The sequence below is a fragment of the Hydrogenovibrio crunogenus genome, from assembly GCF_004786015.1.
GTDB lineage: Bacteria > Pseudomonadota > Gammaproteobacteria > Thiomicrospirales > Thiomicrospiraceae > Hydrogenovibrio > Hydrogenovibrio crunogenus.
Map to the genome: position 1 here is coordinate 652173 of NZ_CP032096.1, position 20069 is coordinate 672241.

General features: G+C 42.0%; 16 protein-coding genes. 14 read left to right on the forward strand and 2 right to left on the reverse strand.

Annotation, left to right across the window (positions count from 1 at the left end; all coding sequences use genetic code 11):
- Nucleotides 1-75: 75 nt before the first annotated feature.
- Nucleotides 76-2541 (forward strand): methyl-accepting chemotaxis protein, encoded by a 2466-nt coding sequence (locus GHNINEIG_RS03025; RefSeq protein ID WP_135795276.1) that lies wholly within the window; start codon nt 76-78, stop codon nt 2539-2541.
- 82 nt (nt 2542-2623) lie between these two features.
- Here GHNINEIG_RS03025 and GHNINEIG_RS03030 read toward each other — a convergent pair whose 3' ends face one another.
- Together GHNINEIG_RS03030 and GHNINEIG_RS03035 are read right to left on the reverse strand one after the other, a co-directional pair.
- On the reverse strand, nt 2624-3430 hold the full coding sequence (locus tag GHNINEIG_RS03030; protein ID WP_135795277.1) for a metal ABC transporter permease: 807 nt from the start codon (nt 3428-3430) through the stop codon (nt 2624-2626).
- Entirely contained in the window at nt 3427-4203 is a 777-nt protein-coding gene (locus GHNINEIG_RS03035; RefSeq protein ID WP_135795278.1) for an ATP-binding cassette domain-containing protein, read from the reverse strand. Before GHNINEIG_RS03035 ends, GHNINEIG_RS03030 begins: the two co-directional genes overlap by 4 nt.
- 82 nt (nt 4204-4285) lie before the next feature.
- Here GHNINEIG_RS03035 and GHNINEIG_RS03040 point away from each other — a divergent pair, with 82 nt between their 5' ends.
- The 13 genes from GHNINEIG_RS03040 to secA all read left to right on the forward strand — a co-directional run bounded on the left by GHNINEIG_RS03040 (nt 4286) and on the right by secA (nt 20043).
- The gene (locus GHNINEIG_RS03040; protein ID WP_189636914.1) at nt 4286-5191 is read left to right on the forward strand and encodes a zinc ABC transporter substrate-binding protein; all 906 of its coding nucleotides are present in this window, start codon (nt 4286-4288) and stop codon (nt 5189-5191) included.
- A complete protein-coding gene (locus tag GHNINEIG_RS03045) occupies nt 5188-5934 on the forward strand; it encodes a P-loop NTPase family protein (RefSeq protein WP_135795280.1) in 747 nt (248 codons plus the stop codon). The genes GHNINEIG_RS03040 and GHNINEIG_RS03045 overlap by 4 nt, the downstream gene beginning before the upstream one ends.
- A 161-nt stretch (nt 5935-6095) precedes the next feature.
- A complete protein-coding gene (gene sufB / locus GHNINEIG_RS03050; RefSeq protein ID WP_135795281.1) occupies nt 6096-7586 on the forward strand; it encodes a Fe-S cluster assembly protein SufB in 1491 nt (496 codons plus the stop codon).
- Nucleotides 7587-7655: 69 nt separating this feature from the next.
- Nucleotides 7656-8441 carry a Fe-S cluster assembly ATPase SufC gene (sufC, locus tag GHNINEIG_RS03055; protein WP_135795282.1) on the forward strand — a complete coding sequence of 262 codons (786 nt, stop codon included), beginning with the start codon at nt 7656-7658 and terminating at the stop codon, nt 8439-8441.
- Nucleotides 8442-8449: 8 nt separating this feature from the next.
- Entirely contained in the window at nt 8450-9754 is a 1305-nt protein-coding gene (gene sufD / locus GHNINEIG_RS03060) for a Fe-S cluster assembly protein SufD (protein ID WP_135795283.1), read from the forward strand.
- A 29-nt stretch (nt 9755-9783) separates the two neighbouring features.
- Entirely contained in the window at nt 9784-10998 is a 1215-nt protein-coding gene (locus tag GHNINEIG_RS03065; protein ID WP_135795284.1) for a cysteine desulfurase, read from the forward strand.
- A gap of 69 nt (nt 10999-11067) precedes the next feature.
- Nucleotides 11068-11403, forward strand: a complete 336-nt coding sequence (locus GHNINEIG_RS03070; protein ID WP_135795285.1) for a hypothetical protein — start codon at nt 11068-11070, stop codon at nt 11401-11403.
- 193 nt (nt 11404-11596) lie between these two features.
- On the forward strand, nt 11597-12982 hold the full coding sequence (murC, locus tag GHNINEIG_RS03075; RefSeq protein WP_135795286.1) for a UDP-N-acetylmuramate--L-alanine ligase: 1386 nt from the start codon (nt 11597-11599) through the stop codon (nt 12980-12982).
- A 29-nt stretch (nt 12983-13011) separates the two neighbouring features.
- Nucleotides 13012-13953 (forward strand): D-alanine--D-alanine ligase, encoded by a 942-nt coding sequence (locus tag GHNINEIG_RS03080; RefSeq protein ID WP_135795287.1) that lies wholly within the window; start codon nt 13012-13014, stop codon nt 13951-13953.
- A gap of 21 nt (nt 13954-13974) precedes the next feature.
- On the forward strand, nt 13975-14661 hold the full coding sequence (locus tag GHNINEIG_RS03085; protein WP_135795288.1) for a cell division protein FtsQ/DivIB: 687 nt from the start codon (nt 13975-13977) through the stop codon (nt 14659-14661).
- A 74-nt stretch (nt 14662-14735) separates the two neighbouring features.
- Nucleotides 14736-15989, forward strand: a complete 1254-nt coding sequence (ftsA, locus tag GHNINEIG_RS03090; protein ID WP_135795289.1) for a cell division protein FtsA — start codon at nt 14736-14738, stop codon at nt 15987-15989.
- 71 nt (nt 15990-16060) lie between these two features.
- On the forward strand, nt 16061-16981 hold the full coding sequence (gene lpxC / locus GHNINEIG_RS03095) for a UDP-3-O-acyl-N-acetylglucosamine deacetylase (protein WP_135795290.1): 921 nt from the start codon (nt 16061-16063) through the stop codon (nt 16979-16981).
- A 332-nt stretch (nt 16982-17313) separates the two neighbouring features.
- Nucleotides 17314-20043 carry a preprotein translocase subunit SecA gene (gene secA, locus GHNINEIG_RS03100; RefSeq protein ID WP_135795291.1) on the forward strand — a complete coding sequence of 910 codons (2730 nt, stop codon included), beginning with the start codon at nt 17314-17316 and terminating at the stop codon, nt 20041-20043.
- The last annotated feature ends 26 nt before the right edge of the window (nt 20044-20069 follow it).

A 20069-nucleotide genomic window follows, 5' to 3' on the forward strand; every position in this document is an offset into this window, starting at 1 on the left:
TAGAATAAGAGTTAAAGAAACCCGCTCCTAGAGCGGGATACGTAATTTTGTTTAGTATTATCGGATAAGGTCAAAATGGGAATTAAAACTCGGATGTTCATTGGCATATTTGGTGCCGTATTGTTTTTATTGATGTCGAATCTGGTCGCACAATATATTTTTGGTCAGACTTCGAAAACAGTCAATGAAGTCGTCAATGAAAACCAAGTAAAAGTGACTTTGCTGAATGAATTGAAAAACCTAACCGATGAACGGGCAATTCTTTCCAGAGATTTGGTTTTAACGGAAAAAGAAGACCTTATTAAATCAACTAAAAAACGCCTTTCTGAAACGCGGGGAGAAATTGGAGACGTATTTTCAAGTTTAGAAAAAATGTCTTTAGACGCCAAGGAGAAAGCGTTTTTTGAAGCGATCCAGCAAAATGTGGTGGCGGCGAATGTGTCATTTGGTAGCTTCATGGTAATGGTGGATGAAGATTTTAAAGAGGATGCCGCTGATATTTTGATGGGTGAGTTTGGTGATAAATATCAAGCTTTTACTGATATTGTGGCCGATTTTAAACAATACGAAGAACAGAAAAACACACGTGCAGTTCAAGAATTGGTGGAGCAAGAGCAAATTGGTGTGATTTCTTTGTGGAGCGTAATGGGGGTCAGTGTCCTCATCTTTTCAGTGGCAGGTTTTTTTGTTGCCCGTAGTTTCTTGAAGCCGATCATTGCGATGCGAGAAACCATGACCAAAATAACGCAAACCGGGGAGTTGAATCATCGTGTCGAGATTTATTCAAAGGATGAATTGGGCGAAACATCCGTTGCCATAAATAATTTACTAGAGACAATCCATGATGCCATTAGTGATGTGAATAGCTTGATGGGTGAAGTTTCACAAGGTGTCTTTGAACGAACGATTGAGCATGAATATGAAGGCGATTTTTTAACCTTGAAGCAAGGCGTTAATCAATCGGTGATTCAGATTCATAATATGGTTTTAATGTTAAGAGATACGGCTAATAACCTTCGAAATGGGGTGCTGGAGCCCGTTAAATCAAATGAAACGGTTTTAAGTGGAGATTATGCTGAGGTAATGAATGATATTGAAGTCTCTATGAATCGTATCGGTGAAACAGTACAAGATATTTCTAAAACGTTAGAGTCGTTGTCGCGCGGAGATTTCTCTAAACGTGTTACAGCGGATGCGAGAGGGGAGTTTGTTACCCTGAAAAATGCGATTAACACCACCGTGGAAGGGTTGGAGTCTTTTGTAGAAGAGGTCGCATTGGTTCAAACCAATATCAGTGAAGGCGATTTAACCAAACTTGTCACGGGAACCTATCATGGCAAAATGGCCGTTCTAAAAGACACTTTAAACAGTTCAACTCGAAATATTTCTGAAATGATCGGTAAAGTCGGCTCTGTTACGCGTTTGGTTGCAGACGAGTCGAGAAGCATTGCTGATGGAAGTGAATCCATCTCAACACGAATTCAGCAACAAACAGTGTCACTAGAGAGAACATCAACTCAAATGATGCAGATGACCAATACGGTTCGAAGCAATGCAGACAGTGCGAATAATGCGAATCAAATGACGCAAGATGCCCAGAAAAAGCTGACTGAAGGCGTTGATATTATGCAGAAAGCACTCGAATCGATGGATAAGATGAGTGAAGCGAGCCAAAAAATCAATGATATTATTACGTTGATTGACGGCATTGCATTCCAGACTAACCTGTTAGCGCTTAACGCGGCAGTAGAAGCCGCAAGAGCAGGAGATCATGGTCGAGGCTTTGCCGTTGTGGCAGGAGAGGTTCGAAACCTCGCTGGTAAGTCATCGGATGCTGCAGCTGAAATTAAAAAGCTGATTGAAAACTCTGTCGCAATCAGTGATCAAAGTGGTCATTATGTTAAGGAAACCAGTGATGCCTTATCACAGCTGAATACTTCAATGGATGAGATTTCTTCCATGATCTCGACTATTGCAAAAGCCAGTAATGAACAAGCCGCCGGCATTGATAATGTCAGTCAGGCAATCAGTGAAATAGATTCAACAACACAACAAAATGCGGGGATTGTTGAAGAAGCCGCGGCAGGAAGCCAAGATTTGCTACAGCAATCTTCTGATTTGATGAGTTTGGTACAACAATTTAAGGTGGATACCCAGGTTCTGCAACGTGTTGAGCGTATTCAGGAATCGGACTCAGCTAAAGAATTTGAAAAAATGGTGCAGGCGCATTTGGCATGGAAGTCTAAAATCAGAGCGTTTGTTGATGGAATGGATATTGGTGTGACGTATGAAGTTGCAACCGATCCAACAGCCTGTGCATTGGGTCAGTGGTATTATGGAGAGGGTCAGGTCTATAGTGATTTGCCGTTAATGGAAACGTTAGGCAAAGAACATAAAGAAATGCACTTGGCGATTAAGAAAGTGATGGATGCGAAAGAAATTGGTGATGAAGAAACCGTAGATGCAGAACTCACCCAAGTCGATAAAAAATCTGAGGTGGTAGTGGGACTGTTATATCAATTGATTGAGGAAGTCGGCTAGCTTTCCTAGTAACTGACTGCCACACTTTCGTTATCTTAAAAAGCCATTGAGAATTCAATGGCTTTTTTATTTGTGTATCCTGCTAACAAGATTCTTTTTTGAATAGGCTGATTAAGAAAATTAACGTCGCAATGGCGACAATGCTGGGGCCGGTAGGTAAATCCCAGAAAATGGAGCTTAATAATCCCAGTAAGACGGATATAAAGCCAAATGCCATACTGAAAACCAGCATTTTTTCTGGGGAATGAGAAAACTTTCTGGCGGCTGCAGCTGGAATGATTAATAAAGATGTAATCAACAGAACCCCAACGATTTTCATTGCCACGGCGATGAGTAAAGCAAGTAACAGAACATAGTAAAGCTGAACTTTTTGGGTGGGAATGCCTTCAATTTGAGCGAGCTCGGCATTCAATGTGGTGTTGAGTAAGTCATGCCAGTGAAACCAGAAAAAAAGGCTGACCAATGCCCCTAGTAATAAAATAAAGTTTAAATCCATGGAATCAATACTGAGAATGTCTCCAAATAAATAGGAAAAGATATCCATTTGAACTTGAGATTGTAGGCTGAGGATGATTAACCCAATAGCAAGGGTGCTGTGTGCCAGAATGCCAAGCAAGGTGTCTGACGAGAGCCGAGTTTTTTCTTTTAAAAAATGAATGCCGAGTGCGACACCAAGTGATATTAAAACCACCGCCAGTGTCAGGTTGAGCTCAATCAGCAACCCAAAACTGACACCTAAAAGAGCGGAATGAGCTAATGCAGCGCCGAAGTAAGATTGCTTTTGCCAGACCATGAAAACCCCTAACGGCGCGGCAATTAAAGCGATTAAAATGCCACCTAAAAAAGCGAGTTGTATAAATAAGGGTGGGTTGAGTAACCAGTCTGTCATGTATCTGTGTGTCCATGTGTGTGTGAGCAAATGCGATGATCATGATGGTGCTCGTAAAACGCAACCTCTTCAAACCCTTGACCAAAAATCTCCTGGAAAGCAGGGTTGCCAGAAACTGTTTGCGGTAATCCAGAGCAACATAAATGCTGGTTTAAACACAGAACCTTATTGGTGCTTTTCATGACAATGTGCAAATCATGGCTGACCATTAAGATGCCGCAACCGTACTTATCTCGAATCTCACTGATATAATGATAAAGTTCGGTTTGTCCTTGTAGATCAACTCCCTGAACAGGTTCGTCTAAAATCAACAGTTCAGGATGTCTGAGTAAGGCTCTAGCCAATAAAATACGTTGCATTTCACCACCAGAAACCTGTTGGATCGGCTGTGTTAATAATTCGTTTAGCTTCAAGTCTTTAATGACTTCATGGAGCTCTGTGGTATCATTCTTTTTTTTATGAAACAGGGTTTGAGACTGGCGGGTTAAGCCGAGTTCTAAAAAGCGTTGAACGCTTAACGGCATGGACGCATCCACTTGTATTTTTTGAGGCATAAACCCAATACGCAAGCCGGCTTTACGTGTAACTTTTCCTGATGTTGGCTGTATTAAATTTAATAGAATTTTTAACAATGTCGATTTTCCAGCGCCATTCGGGCCGATCAGCGTGACGATTTCATTTGAATGAAGGGTCAAAGAAATATCGTTAAGAACGGTTTTGTCCCCATAAGCATGATTGATATTTGTTGCTGTGATTAAAGGAGATGATGTCATAGTGGGTTATTCTAATTGATGGACTGGAAAATAGGAATTTCTAATCAAATGTTTGTTGTTAAGGTTTAGTAAAGAGGTCTTTGTGAAGTATTTAACCTTTTGGGTCAGTTTGTTGATTAGTTTACAAGCTCAAGCGATACAAGTCACGGTGACAATTCCACCATTGGCTGCGTTGGTTCAACCTTATCTGGATAAAGACGATCAGCTAACGGTGCTGTTAACGCCTGGCATGTCGCCGCATCACTTTCAGTTTCGTCCATCTCATCTCAAAGCGTTGCATGAAGCGGATTTGATTTTAACCGTCGGCAATGTCGTCGATCATTGGGCTGCAAAACCCGTTAAGCAGATTATAGAACAAAACCCGAAGGTGCTTCATATTGCAATGCAAAAACAGCCAGGCCTGGTGGTTTTACCTGGACGGGAAAGGACGCTTTTAGAGGAGTCGCATGTCAAGAATGATGGTGCGCATCATCACGATCATATGGATCCGCATGTCTGGCTGTCCATTGCAAATGCAAAGATCATGATCAAATCGATTGGTCAGGCCTGGCAAATTTTAAAGCCCTTAAAAGCGGATCAAACCCTTGAGAAGACAGAACAATTTTTAGCTGAAATGAAAGTGCTAGATTATCAAATTAAAACGTTGTTAGCACCTATTAAAAAAGTACCTTACCTAGTGTTGCATGATGCGTTTTATTATTTTGAAAACGCTTATGGATTAAATAATTTAGGAACGATTCAGATGTCTTCCGAAATTAAACCCAGTATTAAGCGCGTTTTGCAGTTGAGACACCTGATTGAAAAAGCACAGGTTCGGTGTGTTTTTAAAGAGCCTCAATTTCCGGACAATCAGTTGAATTATGTAATCCGTGGGTTGAATGTCAATATCGGCTCACTTGATCCGATGGGGCAATTTGACCCTTCAAAGAATTACGGTGATTTTATGAAAGAACTGGCCAATCAATATCAAGCGTGTTTACAGCAATGAGTCATACCGTGTTGTTAACCGGGTTGCCGGGTGCAGGAAAGACCCGTTTCAAACAGGAGTTTGCAAAGCTTGCGCCTTCGGTACCTGTCGTAGAATTGGATTTGGCGAATGAGTCTTTATCCCAGTTGGATTTGTTGGAATCGGTTAAAGTTTGGTGCCTGATTGATGTGCGCTCTAAATTGCAGAATGCAGAAGCGGAGCAAGTTTTAAAACGTATGCTGGCAAAGGCTTCCGGCGTAATTTTAAGTTTTGTCGATCAGGCCGACTTAATGGCTCAGTCTTATTGGCAAGCATGGTTGAATGAGAATCTGGGTTCTCAAGTAAACTGCCCTCGTTTTCGCTGGTTTTCGACAGGACTGTCGTCTGATTGGAATTGGCAGGCTTTTGGGCAAAAACAGTCCGCCGATGCCATGATTGAATCATTGGCGCCTTTATCACCACTGGCAAATTATCAGCGTTTGGCTTTTGCTTATGATTATGGGCAAGGTGCGAGTCCGACGAATCTTGAACATTTATTGTTAGGATTAGATGCCTCAAAGGAAAACTTAGGCATGCAGATTTGGCGAGTGCAGGGCGTTGTGCAGACCACAGAATATATCAACCCGGTGGCGATTGAAGGAACGGTTAATCGCTGGGATACCTTTGCGGGTGAGTTGATAAATGAATCCGGTCACTTGAGAATCGAAGGTCTCAATTTAGATCCAACTTGGTTACAGCAAATAATGGAAGCCAGTGTTTTGTAAGGTGAATTTTCAAGTCAGCAAAATATTAAGGAAAAACTCGTATTTGCTTGGAAAACAAGGTGTTTCACGCTTTTCTTTACAATAATAAAAGTGGACAAAAAGGTAATTTCCGACTAGAATGGTCAGAAATTAAATTAGGTTAGTTGAAAACGAATATTAAGATGTCAGAAGCTACTCAATATCAAGAAATAAATGATCTGCTCAGCAAGAATAAAGGCTATAAAGAAGGCTTTTATACTCAAACAACAGTTGAGACCTTTGAAAAAGGATTAAATGAGACGGTCATTCGTGCAATCTCGGCTAAAAAAAATGAGCCGGAGTGGATGCTGGATTTTCGTTTAAAAGCCTTTGAGCATTGGAAAACAATGAAAGAACCTCATTGGGCTAAAGCAGAATACGAACCTTTGGATTATCAGGACTACAGTTATTACTCTGCGCCAGAGTGTTCCGCATGTGGCGATCATTGCCAAACAGATGATGCGGAAGCACAAGAGCCGGAAATGGATCCGGAGGTAGCAAAAGCATTTGCTGCTCTTGGCGTGCCGGTTTACGGAGATGAAACGTCCGAGAAAACCAATATCGCTGTGGATGCCATCTTTGATTCGGTGTCTGTTTCGACTACAAAACGAGAAGACCTGTCTAAATTAGGGATTATCTTTTGTTCGTTTTCGGAAGCGGTTCAAGATTATCCTGAGTTGGTACAAAAGTATTTGGGTACGGTCGTGCCTTATCATGACAATTATTTTGCGGCGCTGAATTCAGCGGTTGCCTCGGATGGCACCTTTGTATACATTCCGGAAGGTGTTCGATCTCCCATTGACCTATCAACCTATTTCCGTATCAATGAAGCAAAAACAGGTCAATTTGAAAGAACGATTTTGATTGCAGATAAAAACAGCTATGTCAGTTACTTGGAAGGCTGTTCTGCCCCTGTTCGAGATACTTATCAGCTGCACGCTGCAGTGGTGGAAGTGATTGTGCATGAAAATGCCGAAGTGAAGTATTCAACCGTTCAAAACTGGTATCCAGGGGATGAAGATTGTGAGGGTGGAATTTTAAATTTCGTGACCAAGCGTGGTGTTTGTGAAGGAGCGAACTCAAAACTTTCGTGGACGCAAGCAGAAACTGGGTCAGCCATTACCTGGAAATATCCAAGTTGTGTCTTGAAAGGGGATAATTCGATAGGCGAGTTTTACTCAGTTGCTTTAACGAACCGACGTCAGCAAGCGGATACCGGAACCAAAATGATCCACATTGGTAAAAACACGCGTAGCACGATTATTTCAAAAGGGTTGTCTGCAGGGAAATCCGATAACACTTATCGTGGATTGGTGAAGATTCTACCGACAGCTGAAGGTGCAAGAAACTTTACTCAGTGTGATTCAATGTTGATTGGCGATCAGTGTGGTGCGCATACATTCCCTTATATTGAAGTTGAAAACCCTACGGCGAAAATGGAGCATGAGGCGACCACTTCCCGAATTGGTGAAGACCAGCTTTTTTATTGCCAGCAACGTGGGATCAGTGAGCAGGATGCCATTTCCATGATTGTGAATGGTTTCTGTAAAGAAGTATTCAGTGAATTGCCATTGGAATTTGCACAAGAAGCAGAAGAGCTATTGGCAATCAGTCTAGAAGGGTCGGTTGGGTAAATCATTACTTAAAAGACCTATCCCCTTATTTTAGAAACGCAAACCTCTTAACGTTTAGAGAGAGAAAAAATGTTATTAAAAGTTGAAAATTTACACGCACAAGTCGCTGAAGATGAAAGTAAGCAGATTCTGAAAGGGTTAAACCTTGATGTTAAGCCTGGTGAAGTGCATGCCATTATGGGGCCGAATGGTGCGGGTAAAAGTACATTGTCCAGTGTCCTGGCAGGTCGTGAAGATTATGAAGTGACGGAAGGAAATGCAATTTTTAATGGTGAGGATTTATTAGAGCTGGATCCGGAAGATCGTGCGCGTAAAGGAATTTTTCTAGCCTTTCAATATCCAGTCGAAATCCCTGGCGTGAGCAATAAGTTGTTTATGCAAACGGCAGTCAATGCCATTCGTGAAGAAAAAGGCTTGCCTGCACTTGATATGTTTGATTTTGATGAATATGCTCAATCAAAAATTGACTTATTGAATATGCGTAAAGATTTGTTGGATCGTTCTGTGAATGTTGGCTTTTCCGGCGGGGAAAAGAAACGTAATGACATTTTTCAAATGGCATTATTGGAACCCAAATTGTGTATTTTGGATGAAACGGACTCCGGGCTGGATATTGATGCCATGAAGGTCGTCGCCAATGGCGTGAATTCATTAAGAACCGAAGACAGAAGTTTCATTGTTGTAACACATTACCAGCGTCTGCTTGATTACATCAAACCTGATCATGTACACGTGCTATATGATGGAAAAATTATTAAGTCAGGTGGATTTGAGCTGGTTCATGAGCTTGAAGAGAAAGGATATGACGATATTATCCAAGCACATGATGATGCAACCGACACAAATTCTAAATAGGGTGGAACATGACTTTAGCTGCGACGCCTAAAATGAGCCCGGCGGCTCGCCAGTTGTTGGATCAGCTGGTAGCCGAATCTCAAAAATTGAACGAGCAAACCGAAGCGGAAGCTTTAATTGAAAAACGACAGGCAGCCCAAGAAAGATTGTTAAGCCAAGGGTTGCCAACTCGTAAAGACGAAGATTGGCAATATACGTCTTTAATACCGATGTTGTCACATGCGTTTGAAATTAAACCCGCTAAAACCATTACGTTGGATGCCATCCAGTCTTTTTTGCCTGAGTTTGATACGATTCGTTTGACATTTGTTGACGGAGTTTTTTCAGAAGAACTTTCTGCTGGATTCGATTTTATTCCTGATGCCTTATCGATTGAAATGGCCGATGCGGATGCTATCCAATCTATTAATTTAGACGAGCAGGCCGATGCCTTTCAGTTAATGAATGAAATGTTGTTGGATCAAGGGTTGACGGTTTCACTTGAAAAAGGGGCTGTTTTATCGGTACCGCTTCATGTGCTGCATGTGCAAACCCAGCCGGAACAGTGGGTTAACTTACGAACACAAGTGAGTCTGTCAAAAAATTCAGAAATGACGTTTATTCAGCAATTTGTTTCGTTGGAAGCCGGACACAGTGCCTTGGTGAATGATCTAGCGAAGGTGGCTGTTGCTGATGATGCTCGCTTTAAACAAATTGTGTTACAAGATATGAACTTGGAAAGTTATTATTTTGCGAATCAGTTTTTTGAGCAATCGTCTTCTTCTGTTGTTGAAACGAATTATGTTGGTTTGGGAGGTGAAATCTCACGCCATCAGAACTATTTAATGATGCTGGGTGAGCATGCTGAAAGTATGCAAAACTCGATTGGATTGGGAACAGGTAAACAAGTTATCGACTCTCGTACTTCAACTACGCATCAGGCGGCACACTGTGATAGCCGACAGCTACATAAATTGGTGTTGGATGACCAGTCCAGAGGTGTGTTTAACGGTATGATCCATGTTGTGAAAGGCGCGCAGAAAACCGATGGCCAAATGGATAACAAGAATCTGTTGTTATCGAAAACCGCAAAAGTAGATGCCAAACCGCAATTAGAAATTTATGCAGATGATGTGAAGTGCTCTCATGGGTGTGCTTCTGGTCAAATCGATGAACAGCAAGTGTTTTATGCTCAAGCTCGCGGGATTCGTAAAGCAGATGCTTTACAGTTGATTACTCGAGCATTTTTGTTAGAGCCTCTAGAAAGCATTACAAACCTGACGTTGCGCAACTGGTTAACAGATACAGTCAGCCGTAAATTGGCAAAGCAATAAGTCGTTACTTAAATTTAAGATATTAATACATGAAATTTTCTGATATTAGAGATGCTTTTCCAATCCTGAAGTTACAGGAAAACGGTCAGCCCTTGGTCTATTTGGACAGTGGTGCGACCTCTCAGAAACCGTTAAAAGTCATTGAAGCGATTGATCATTATTATCGAGCTGAGAATGCTAACGTTCATCGTGGTGTGTACGGGTTAAGTGAGCGAGCAACCGAATCCTATGAAGGTGCTCGTGAAAAAGTCCGACATTTTCTAAATGCATCATCGACCAAGGAAATTGTTTTTGTTCGTGGCACCACTGAAGCGATTAATCTTGTCGCTCAAACTTGGGGGCGAGAAAATTTAACTGCTGGGGATGAAGTGTTAATTACGGAAATGGAACATCATTCTAATATTGTTCCATGGCAGCTATTAAGAGACCAGCTGGGCATTAAGTTGGTGGTTGTGCCGATCAATGATCAAGGCGAAATCAGCTTGTCTGACTATGAATCTTTGTTGTCAGAAAAAACCAAATTGGTTTCCGTTGTGCATATGTCTAATGCACTGGGAAGTATTAACCCGGTTAAAGAAATGACGACGCTGGCACACAAAGTTGGTGCAAAAGTATTATTGGACGGGGCGCAAGCAGTTCCGCATATGGCGGTGGATGTCCAGTCATTGGATTGTGATTTTTATGCCTTTTCTGCGCATAAAATGTACGGGCCCACGGGGATTGGTGTGCTTTATGGCAAAGAAGCTTTGCTGGAAGCGATGCCGCCTTATCAAGGGGGGGGAGATATGATCTACTCCGTCACGTTTGATAAAACGGAATACAATGAATTGCCTTATAAGTTTGAAGCCGGCACGCCACATATTGCTGGTGGCATCGGTTTGGGTGCCGCCATTGATTTTATGTTGGATATTGGTCTTGAGAATATCGCTCAGTATGAAAACCAATTATTGACCGAAGCAACAGAAAAGTTACAACAGATTGAGGGGTTGAAAATTATTGGTCAGGCGGCCAATAAAGGCGGAGTGATCTCTTTCGTGATTGAAGGCGTTCACCCGCATGATATGGCAACTCTGATGGATCAAGATGGCATTGCTGTGAGAGCCAGCCATCACTGTGCGATGCCTGTTATGCAGCGTTTCAATGTGCCGGCCACCATCCGCGCTTCATTAGGTGTTTATAATAATTCGGAAGACATTGATCGTTTAATTGCCTCTATCAAGGAAGCAATAGATATGTTAGTATGACTGCGTAGCAGATGAGAGGCGTGTTGTTTGGTTTGAAATCGCCTTTACAAGGGACGCAGGAGTCAAATATTGCAATCAAAACCCTATCATTGGATTCGCTTAGAACTGGTACCTTTGCCCGGATTAAACGATCAAGTTAAAAAAGTACTTTATTGGAATCCCGATGCGGCAGAGTTGGTTGGTGATGGCGCAGAAGAGATTCTTCAGATGATACAGCTCGCTCAAAAAGATGGGTTTATTAATGGCTCATCCATTTCACACTTTGAAATTACTTCTCCTTTAAATAAGCCTTCCGAATTAGCCGCGATATTGACACAGCACTATTGGATTGTGCCTGAACCTGTCATGGGACCCACTTCAGAATCAGTCAATCAGCCAGGCCTGGTTGAAATGCCGCTTCATTAATGAAATGCCAGGGTTTGTTTGTTTTAAATTGATGAATTGTTATTAAGGTTTAAAAAAATCAAATCGTTAGCGCTATTTTAATTTTAGATTGGCAGAATGTTTCAAATGTTCAGTGTAAAAATTAAATGTATTTTAAACCTAAAGCCTTATAAATCGGTATGATATGACATATTAGAAAGGTGTCCCTTATAGAATGAAAGATCAAGTTAAACAAATTCATTTCGTCGGAATTGGTGGCGTTGGTATGGCCGGGATTGCAGAAGTCTGCTTGAATTTAGGTTTTACGGTTTCCGGTTCTGATTTAAAAGAAAATCCAACCGTTCGGCATTTAATCTCTTTAGGTGCGTTAATTCAGTTCAATCATGATGCTCTGCATGTTAAAAACAGTGATGTCGTTGTCGTCTCGACGGCTATTGCCAAAGATAATCCAGAAGTTTGCTTTGCCAAAGAAAGTCGCATACCAGTGATTCCGAGAGCAGCAATGTTGGCAGAACTCATGCGGATGCGGTTTGGGATAGCCATTGCTGGAACGCATGGCAAAACCACCACTACGTCATTGGCCTCAGCCATCTTAACGGAAGGAGGGTTGGATCCGACTTTTGTTATCGGTGGCAAATTGAATCAATTCGATTCCAATGCTCGCCTAGGCGGCAGTCAATATTTGATTGCTGAAGCGGATGAGTCTGATGCTTCGTTTTTACATTTATCTCCTATGATGTCAGTTGTCACCAATATTGACGAAGATCACATGGAGACATACCAAGGTGATTATGCCAACCTTGAACAGACTTTTATTGAATTCATTCACCGTTTACCCTTTTACGGTGTCGCTATCGTATGCATTGATGACCAAAACATTCAAAATATGCTCCCTAAATTGTCTCGTAAAATACGCACATATGGGTTTTCGGAGTCAGCAGATATTCAGGCAGTCCAAGTCGTTCATCAGGGGCTTAGTATGCACTTTAATGTCAAAGCAAACGACCTTCCGGAATTCAGTGTGGTATTAAATCAACCAGGTAAGCACAATGTGTTAAATGCACTGGCAGCCATTACTGTTGCGTTGGAACTGGACGTTTCTATTGAGTCGATTCAAAAAGCCTTGGCTGGTTTTGGAGGGGTTGGGCGCCGCTTTGAAGTGTATCCTCATCGTTTTATTGGGCATAAAAACGTCACTTTAGTGGATGATTATGGGCACCACCCAACAGAGCTTGAAGCCACGTTATCGACTGCACGCATGGCTTTCCCTGAAAAGCGGTTAGTGCTGGTTTTCCAACCGCACCGTTACAGTCGAACGCGGGATTTGTTTGATGAGTTCGTGCAAGCATTGCAACATACTGACTTACTGGTGTTGTTGGATGTTTATCCTGCTGGAGAAGCGCCGATTGCTGCATTTGATTCAAAAGCATTGCTTCAAGCCATGCGGTTGCGAGGACACAAAGAAAATTTGCATGTAGAAAGCCAGCAACAATTGAATGAATTAACCGATACGCTTCTACTAGATGATGACGTTGTTCTCGTCATGGGAGCTGGAGATGTAGGACAACTTGCAAGAGACTGGAAGCAGCAAGCCTGTTAGTGACTACTTTTTAATACTGAAGTGAAATTATGATGCAATCAAGCAACCAAACAAAAAAACTGATTCAACGTTTAGGAAAAGTCGCTGTATTAATGGGTGGGGTCGCTGCAGAAAGGGATGTATCGCTTCGCAGTGGCGCAGCGATCCTTGAAGCGCTTAAAAGTGAAGGCGTGGAGGCGGTTGGTTGCGATGTTACATCCGTTGCACAGTTAGTTGAAATTGCACAAAAATATGACCGGGCATTTATTGCATTACATGGCCGTTGGGGAGAAGATGGCGGTGTTCAAGCTGTGTTAGATTCTTTAGCCTTACCTTACACTGGAAGTGGCATGACCGCTTCTGCCTTAGCTATGGATAAACTTAGAACAAAGTGGCTTTGGAAAGGTGTCGGCTTGCCGACGCCAGCTTTTAAAGTGGTGTCTTCTTCAAGTCCGCTGGATGTTGAAAATTTTGATTTAACTTTCCCTGTGATTGTCAAACCGAGTCATGAAGGGTCGAGTATCGGAATGCGTAAAGTAGACACGCTTGATGTCTTGCAAGAAGCGGTCGATTTTGCACAACAATACGATTCTGAAATTTTAATTGAGCAATGGGTCACGGGGCGAGAATTTACGTGTGCCGTGTTGGATGGTGAGGCATTGCCAATGATTCAACTAAAAACAGACCATGATTTTTATGATTTCGATGCCAAGTATCAATCAAACACCACTGAGTATTTATGCCCTTGTGGTCTGGCAGCTGAAGAAGAAAAGAGAATTCAGGCATTAGTGTTACAGGCGTTTGATGCTGTCGGTGCTCGCCACTGGGGGCGAGTGGACTTGATGTTGGATGATCAAAGTCAACCATGGTTGATAGAGATTAATACCGTTCCTGGTATGACCGATCACAGCTTGGTACCAATGGCTGCTAAAGCTGTTGATTTAAGCTTTTCAAAATTGGTGTTAAAGCTAGTTTCATTGACACTGCCATAAACGGACTGGGCTGATACTACGGTGAAAAAGAAATTATCTTTAGCGTTTGTTTTAAGTTTGTTTATCTTGATTGCTGTTTGGATTTTTTTTTCACCTGCGCGTGTATTAACTGAGGCTCAATTGAATGGGGAGCTGAAAAGAGTCTCCTCCGAAACAGTACAAAACATTGTTCAACCTTATATTGGTGAATCTTTCTGGCGAGTTGACTTAGAAAAACTTCATGCTGATTTGTTACGCTTGGAGTGGGTTTATAAAGCAAAAGTGAAACGACGCTGGCCGAATAAAGTCATTATTTCACTTGAAGAGCAAAATCCTGTCGCGCGTTGGCGTGAAGATGGTCTATTAAATCAATCGGGTGATATTTTTTACCCGCATGATATTACCCCTTTTAGAGATTGGGTTGTTCTAGAGGGAAACCCCTTGCAATCCAGAAAGCTATTGCATGATTTAATGGTCTTTCAAGAGAAGTTTAAACCCTTAGGCTGGACGATTGATATGTTAAAGCAACAGCCAGATGGGAGTTGGGATGTTCATTTTTTATCGGGCGTGACGGTGCTGCTGGATAAAGAAGCGTGGCAAGCGAAATTAAGTCGATTTATCAGGGCGCTCCCAAAGACCAAACAAACATTAAGAAAATTCGCACAAGTATTTGATTTAAGATATAGTAATGGCTTTGTTATCAAGCAGAAAAAACAGCTTGAAGAGTAGCATAAACGCTACGCCAAAGTATGGAAGCGGTAAAGTGCTTGTATTAGCATTATCCAATTAAAGGTGAAAAACGAATGGCAAGAAAGCAACAAAACCCCAACGCTAATGTTGTGATCGGTTTAGATATTGGTACTTCAAAAATTGCAGCAATCATCGGAAAAGTGAAAGAAGATGGCAATATTGAAGTGGTTGGTATGGGAACTCATCCTTCTAAAGGGCTAAAAAAAGGGGTTGTTGTTAATATTGATTCAACGGTTGAGTCGATTCAGAGAGCAATTGATGAAGCAGAAAGAATGTCCGGCATAAAGGCAGAATCCGTTTCTGTTGGTATTGCAGGTAGTCATATTGGCAGTTTTAACTCGAATGGCATGGTGGCGATCAGTAATCAGGAAGTTCAAGAAGAAGATGTTCAGCGAGTCATTGACGCAGCGCAAACCATTGCGATTCCTGGAGATCAGGAAGTATTGCACATTCTGCCTCAGGAATTCATGATCGATAACCAAGGGGGGATTCGTGAGCCCATTGGGATGTCGGGAGTGCGTTTAGAGGCAAAAGTACATATGGTGACGGGCTCAGTGAGTGCGGCACAAAATATTACCAAGTGTGTTGAACGTTGCTCCTTGAAAGTGGATAACCTGATCTTAGAACAGCTGGCGTCTTCTGAGGCGGTTCTATCAGAAGATGAGAAAGAGTTAGGGGTTTGCCTGGTTGATATTGGTGGGGGAACCACGGATATTGCGATTTTTCAAAATGGCGCAATTCGACATTCGGCTGTGATTCCGGTGGCCGGAGATCAAGTCACCAATGATATTGCGATGGCGTTAAGAACGCCTAAACAAGCGGCAGAAGACATTAAGAAAAAATATGCGTGTGCTTTACCTCAGCTAATCTCTCAAGATGAAGAAATTGAAGTGCCGAGTGTGGGGGATCGACCGGCAAGATGTTTGTCACGCCACACTTTGGTAGAAGTGATCGAACCACGTTATGAAGAACTTTTTCAGTTGATTCAAGCCGAATTACGTCGTACTGATTTTGAAAACAAAATTGCGGCGGGTATTGTGTTGACGGGAGGAAGCTCCCTAGTGGAAGGAGCGGTCGAATTGGCAGAAGAAGTATTTCATATGCCTGTACGTTTAGGAATGCCTCATGATGTGACCGGCCTTAAAGAAGAAGTGTGTAACCCTTCTTTTGCAACAACTGTCGGCCTGTTAATGTATGCAAAAGAACATCCAGGGACTCGTTTTTCCTCAGAAAAAGCAAGTGAATTAACGTTAGATAAAGAATCTGTTCTTGAAAAAATGAAAAGCTGGTTCAGTAAAAATTTTTAGAAAGAGCGGTTTGCTATCTGTGTTAAAATTCACCGATTATAGTTTACTTCAATAAAGTAGAAGACAATCGCGTGAAACAAAGAACTCTTGCCAATCCTATCAAAGCTAAAGGTGTCGGGCTTCATACCGGTCATAAATCAATTATGACGTTGCGCCCGGCTCCTGTGAATACCGGAATCGTATTCCGCCGAATTGATCAAACTCCTGTCGTTGAATTTCCTGTTTCACCTGAATTAGTCAAAGAAACGATGCTGTGTACGACCATTGTGCAAGAGCAAGGCGAGCAAAAAATTAAAATTGCCACGATTGAGCATTTAATGTCAGCTCTAGCAGGCGTCGGTATTGATAATTTGTATATTGATATCACGGCCGACGAAGTGCCTATTATGGATGGGAGTGCGTCACATTTTATTTTCTTGCTACAATCAGCTGGTATTCAGCTGCAAGAGGCGCCAAAGAAATTTATACGCATTAAAAAACAGGTTCAGGTCGAAAATGAAAAAGGCGGCGTGGCGGAATTCAAACCTTATGAAGGGTTCCGTTTAAATTTTTCGATTGAGTTTGATCATCCTGCCTTTGACCAAACGGCTGAAAAAATGACGCTTAGTTTTTCTTCGACGGCTTATTTTAAAGAAGTGAGCCGGGCTCGGACTTTTGGGTTTATGAAAGACATGGAAAAGCTAAGAGCTCAAAACTTGGGGCTGGGTGCTGGGTTACATAATGCGATTGGATTGGATGAAAATGGCGTTGTGAACCAGGAAGGGCTTAGAGACAAAGATGAATTTGTGCGCCATAAGATTCTGGATGCCGTTGGGGATTTATATATGGCAGGCCATCCTATTATTGGTGAGTTTACAGCGCATAAATCAGGCCATGCATTAAATAATCAGCTACTCAGAGCGTTAGTGGCAGATTCTGAGGCATATGAAGTTGTAACGTATGATGATGAAGAGCCGCCAATTCAGTATGGTAGTAGTAAGATTCTTGTGTAACGCAATTTATTCCTGATTTTTGTTTTTATCAGATTCAAAGTGCAGTCATTCTTAGTGAAAAGAGTGACTCACGCATGCTCGGTTTGTAGAGCCCTCTCTTTCGAATGATTGATTCCAAATGTTCGTGATTCTCCTTACTTTGTCATCCTTTTAAATGTGTTAGAATAATCAGCATTTACTAAAATAGCAGTAGTGCTTTACAAGTTGTCGATAACTCGTAAAATGGTGTTTCATCATATCGGTTCGGCATTGTTCAGCCTTTTCTATCAATCCTTGTATAGCCTATGAAATAAGGTTTATACAACTAAACTCTTTATTGGATTCAAGCGCTAATGGCACTTAATATTTTCAAAAAATTATTTGGTAGTCGAAACGAACGACTGCTTAAACAATACCGTAAAAAAGTTCAACAAATTAATGCGTTAGAAGAAAGCTTATCTCAGCTTTCGGATGATGAACTCAGAGCGAAAACAGATTATTTTAAAAGCCAGATTTCTGAAGGGATCTCATTAGATCAGATTCTGCCTGAAGCGTTTGCGGTGGTAAGAGAAGCCGGTAAAAGAGTCATGGGAATGCGTCATTACGACACCCAGTTAATTGGGGGGATGGTGCTACACGAAGGGAAAATTTCTGAAATGCGGACAGGGGAAGGAAAAACCCTGGTGGCAACACTACCTGCTTATTTAAATGCATTATCGGGTAAGGGGGTTCATGTCATTACCGTGAATGATTATTTGGCTTCTCGTGATGCGGAATGGATGGGGCAGCTATATGGCTTTCTAGGTTTAACGACAGGAGTCGTTCTGTCTGGTCAGACCAGTAATGAAAAGCAAACTGCTTATAACGCAGACATTACTTACGGAACCAATAATGAATTCGGTTTTGATTATCTTCGCGATAATATGGCGATCTTCGCTGAAGAGCGAGTGATGCGAGGGCAAAATTTTGCGATTGTCGATGAGGTCGATTCGATTCTGATCGATGAAGCCAGAACGCCTCTCATTATCTCCGGGCCTGCTGAAGATAAGTCAGATTTATATCAAAAAATGAACCCTTTGGTCAAAGGACTGGAAAGAGGTGAAGAGGATCTAGAGACCAAAACGTCGAGTGGTGATTACACGATTGATGAAAAATCGAAGCAAATCCATTTGACTGATGAAGGGCATTCAAAAGTTGAAGCCATGCTGGTTGAGGTTGGTTTGCTGGAAGAAGGCGATTCTCTTTATGATGCCGAGCATATCAGTTTGATGAAGTATGTGAATGCTTCCTTAAGAGCGCATCTTTTGTTTGAAAAGAATACCGATTACATTGTTCAGGATAATGAAGTCGTGATTATTGATGAATTTACTGGACGTAAAATGTCTGGTCGTCGTTGGGGGGATGGGTTGCACCAGGCCGTTGAGGCCAAAGAAGGTGTTCCGATCCAGGCCGAAAGCCAAACCTATGCATCGATTACCTTTCAAAATTACTTTAGACAGTACACGAAGTTGTCTGGTATGACAGGGACAGCCGATACTGAAGCAGGTGAGTTTTTATCGACCTACAGCCTTGAAGTGGTTGTGGTGCCGACCAATAAAGTACCAAAGCGTCAAGATTTGCCGGATTTGGTGTTCTTGGATATTGAAGGGAAGTTGGCAGCCATCGTCCGAGAAGTGAAAGAAGTCGTTAAAACAAGGCAGCCAATTTTAGTTGGGACAGCATCTATTGAACTCTCTGAAGTACTGTCTTCTTTATTTGAAAAAGAAGGCATTCCGCATAATGTCTTGAATGCGAAGCAGCATGAAAAAGAAGCTACCATTATTGCACAAGCGGGTCGTCCAGGAGCGGTGACTATTGCGACAAACATGGCGGGTCGAGGAACCGATATCGTGCTAGGGGGGAACCTAGACATGGAAATCGAATCTTTAGATAATCCAACGGAAGCGCAAATAGCTGAAATCAAAGCTGATTGGGAAGTCAGGCATGATGAAGTTGTCGAAAAAGGTGGGCTGATGGTTATTGGTTCAGAAAGACATGAATCACGCCGTATCGACAACCAGTTACGTGGCCGTTCCGGGCGTCAAGGTGATCCAGGGGTGACACGCTTCTACTTATCTTTAGATGATGACTTAATGCGCCGATTTGCATCTGAAAAAGTGAAAAACATGATGCGTCGTCTGGGCATGAAATCGGATGAAGCCATTGAACATAACATGGTGACCAAATCGATTGAACGCGCGCAAAAGCAAGTTGAAAGAATGCACCAGGATGAACGTGCTAACTTATTGAAATTCGATAATATTTCCAATGAACAGCGCAAAGTGGTTTATGCTCAGCGTAATGAGCTGATGGAAGAAGAGGATGTGTCTGAGATTATCGATGCTTTACGTGAAAATGTCATTGAAACAATGATGGCTGGCTTTATTCCGCCAGGAAGCATTGAAGAGCAATGGAATGTGTCTGGTTTGGAAAAGCAGCTTCAGGATGACCTAGGCTTAACCTTCCCTATTTCAGATTGGTTGCAAGAAGATAAAGGACTGTTTGAAGAAAAACTGCGTGAAAAAATTATCGCAGAAGCCAAAGTGCTTTATCAAAACAAAATGGCGGTGATTGATGAAAAAACCCGTCATCATTTTGAAAAAGAAGTGTTACTTAGAACCATTGATAAGCAATGGCGTGAACATCTAAATGAAATGGACTATTTGCGTCGCTGGATCCACTTAAAAGGATTTGCACAAAAAGATCCTTTCCAGGAGTATCGTGCGACGGCTGCTGAAATGTTTGAAGCCTTTCTGGATGAGGTTATGTTTGAGACCGTTCAAACTTTATCGATGGTTCAAATTCAAGGCGCAGATGATGTTGATGCCTATGAAAAGCAACAGATTGAAGAGCGTCCACAGGAATTGGAAGCCAATCATCCGGCTGCAAAAGGGATTTCTGATGCTGTGAATGGCTCATCAGATTCCGAACAGGATTCAGCTGATGCGACTTATCGTCGTGAAACCCCGAAAGTTGGGCGTAATGATCCTTGCCCTTGCGGTTCAGGAAAAAAATATAAACAATGTTGTGGTAAATTAAATTAAAATCTAAACAAGCGTTATTGAAGTCC

What these genes read in the sequence shown, in the direction of transcription:
- GHNINEIG_RS03045 (WP_135795280.1), top strand. Translation starts at nt 5,188, where the DNA reads ATGAGTCATACCGTGTTGTTAACCGGGTTGCCGGGTGCAGGAAAGACC.
- GHNINEIG_RS03065 (WP_135795284.1), top strand. Translation starts at nt 9,784, where the DNA reads ATGAAATTTTCTGATATTAGAGATGCTTTTCCAATCCTGAAGTTACAG.
- ftsA (WP_135795289.1), top strand. Translation starts at nt 14,736, where the DNA reads ATGGCAAGAAAGCAACAAAACCCCAACGCTAATGTTGTGATCGGTTTA.
- GHNINEIG_RS03025 (WP_135795276.1), top strand. Translation starts at nt 76, where the DNA reads ATGGGAATTAAAACTCGGATGTTCATTGGCATATTTGGTGCCGTATTG.
- sufC (WP_135795282.1), top strand. Translation starts at nt 7,656, where the DNA reads ATGTTATTAAAAGTTGAAAATTTACACGCACAAGTCGCTGAAGATGAA.
- GHNINEIG_RS03035 (WP_135795278.1), bottom strand. Translation starts at nt 4,203, where the DNA reads ATGACATCATCTCCTTTAATCACAGCAACAAATATCAATCATGCTTAT.
- sufD (WP_135795283.1), top strand. Translation starts at nt 8,450, where the DNA reads ATGACTTTAGCTGCGACGCCTAAAATGAGCCCGGCGGCTCGCCAGTTG.
- sufB (WP_135795281.1), top strand. Translation starts at nt 6,096, where the DNA reads ATGTCAGAAGCTACTCAATATCAAGAAATAAATGATCTGCTCAGCAAG.
- GHNINEIG_RS03080 (WP_135795287.1), top strand. Translation starts at nt 13,012, where the DNA reads ATGATGCAATCAAGCAACCAAACAAAAAAACTGATTCAACGTTTAGGA.
- secA (WP_135795291.1), top strand. Translation starts at nt 17,314, where the DNA reads ATGGCACTTAATATTTTCAAAAAATTATTTGGTAGTCGAAACGAACGA.
- GHNINEIG_RS03030 (WP_135795277.1), bottom strand. Translation starts at nt 3,430, where the DNA reads ATGACAGACTGGTTACTCAACCCACCCTTATTTATACAACTCGCTTTT.
- murC (WP_135795286.1), top strand. Translation starts at nt 11,597, where the DNA reads ATGAAAGATCAAGTTAAACAAATTCATTTCGTCGGAATTGGTGGCGTT.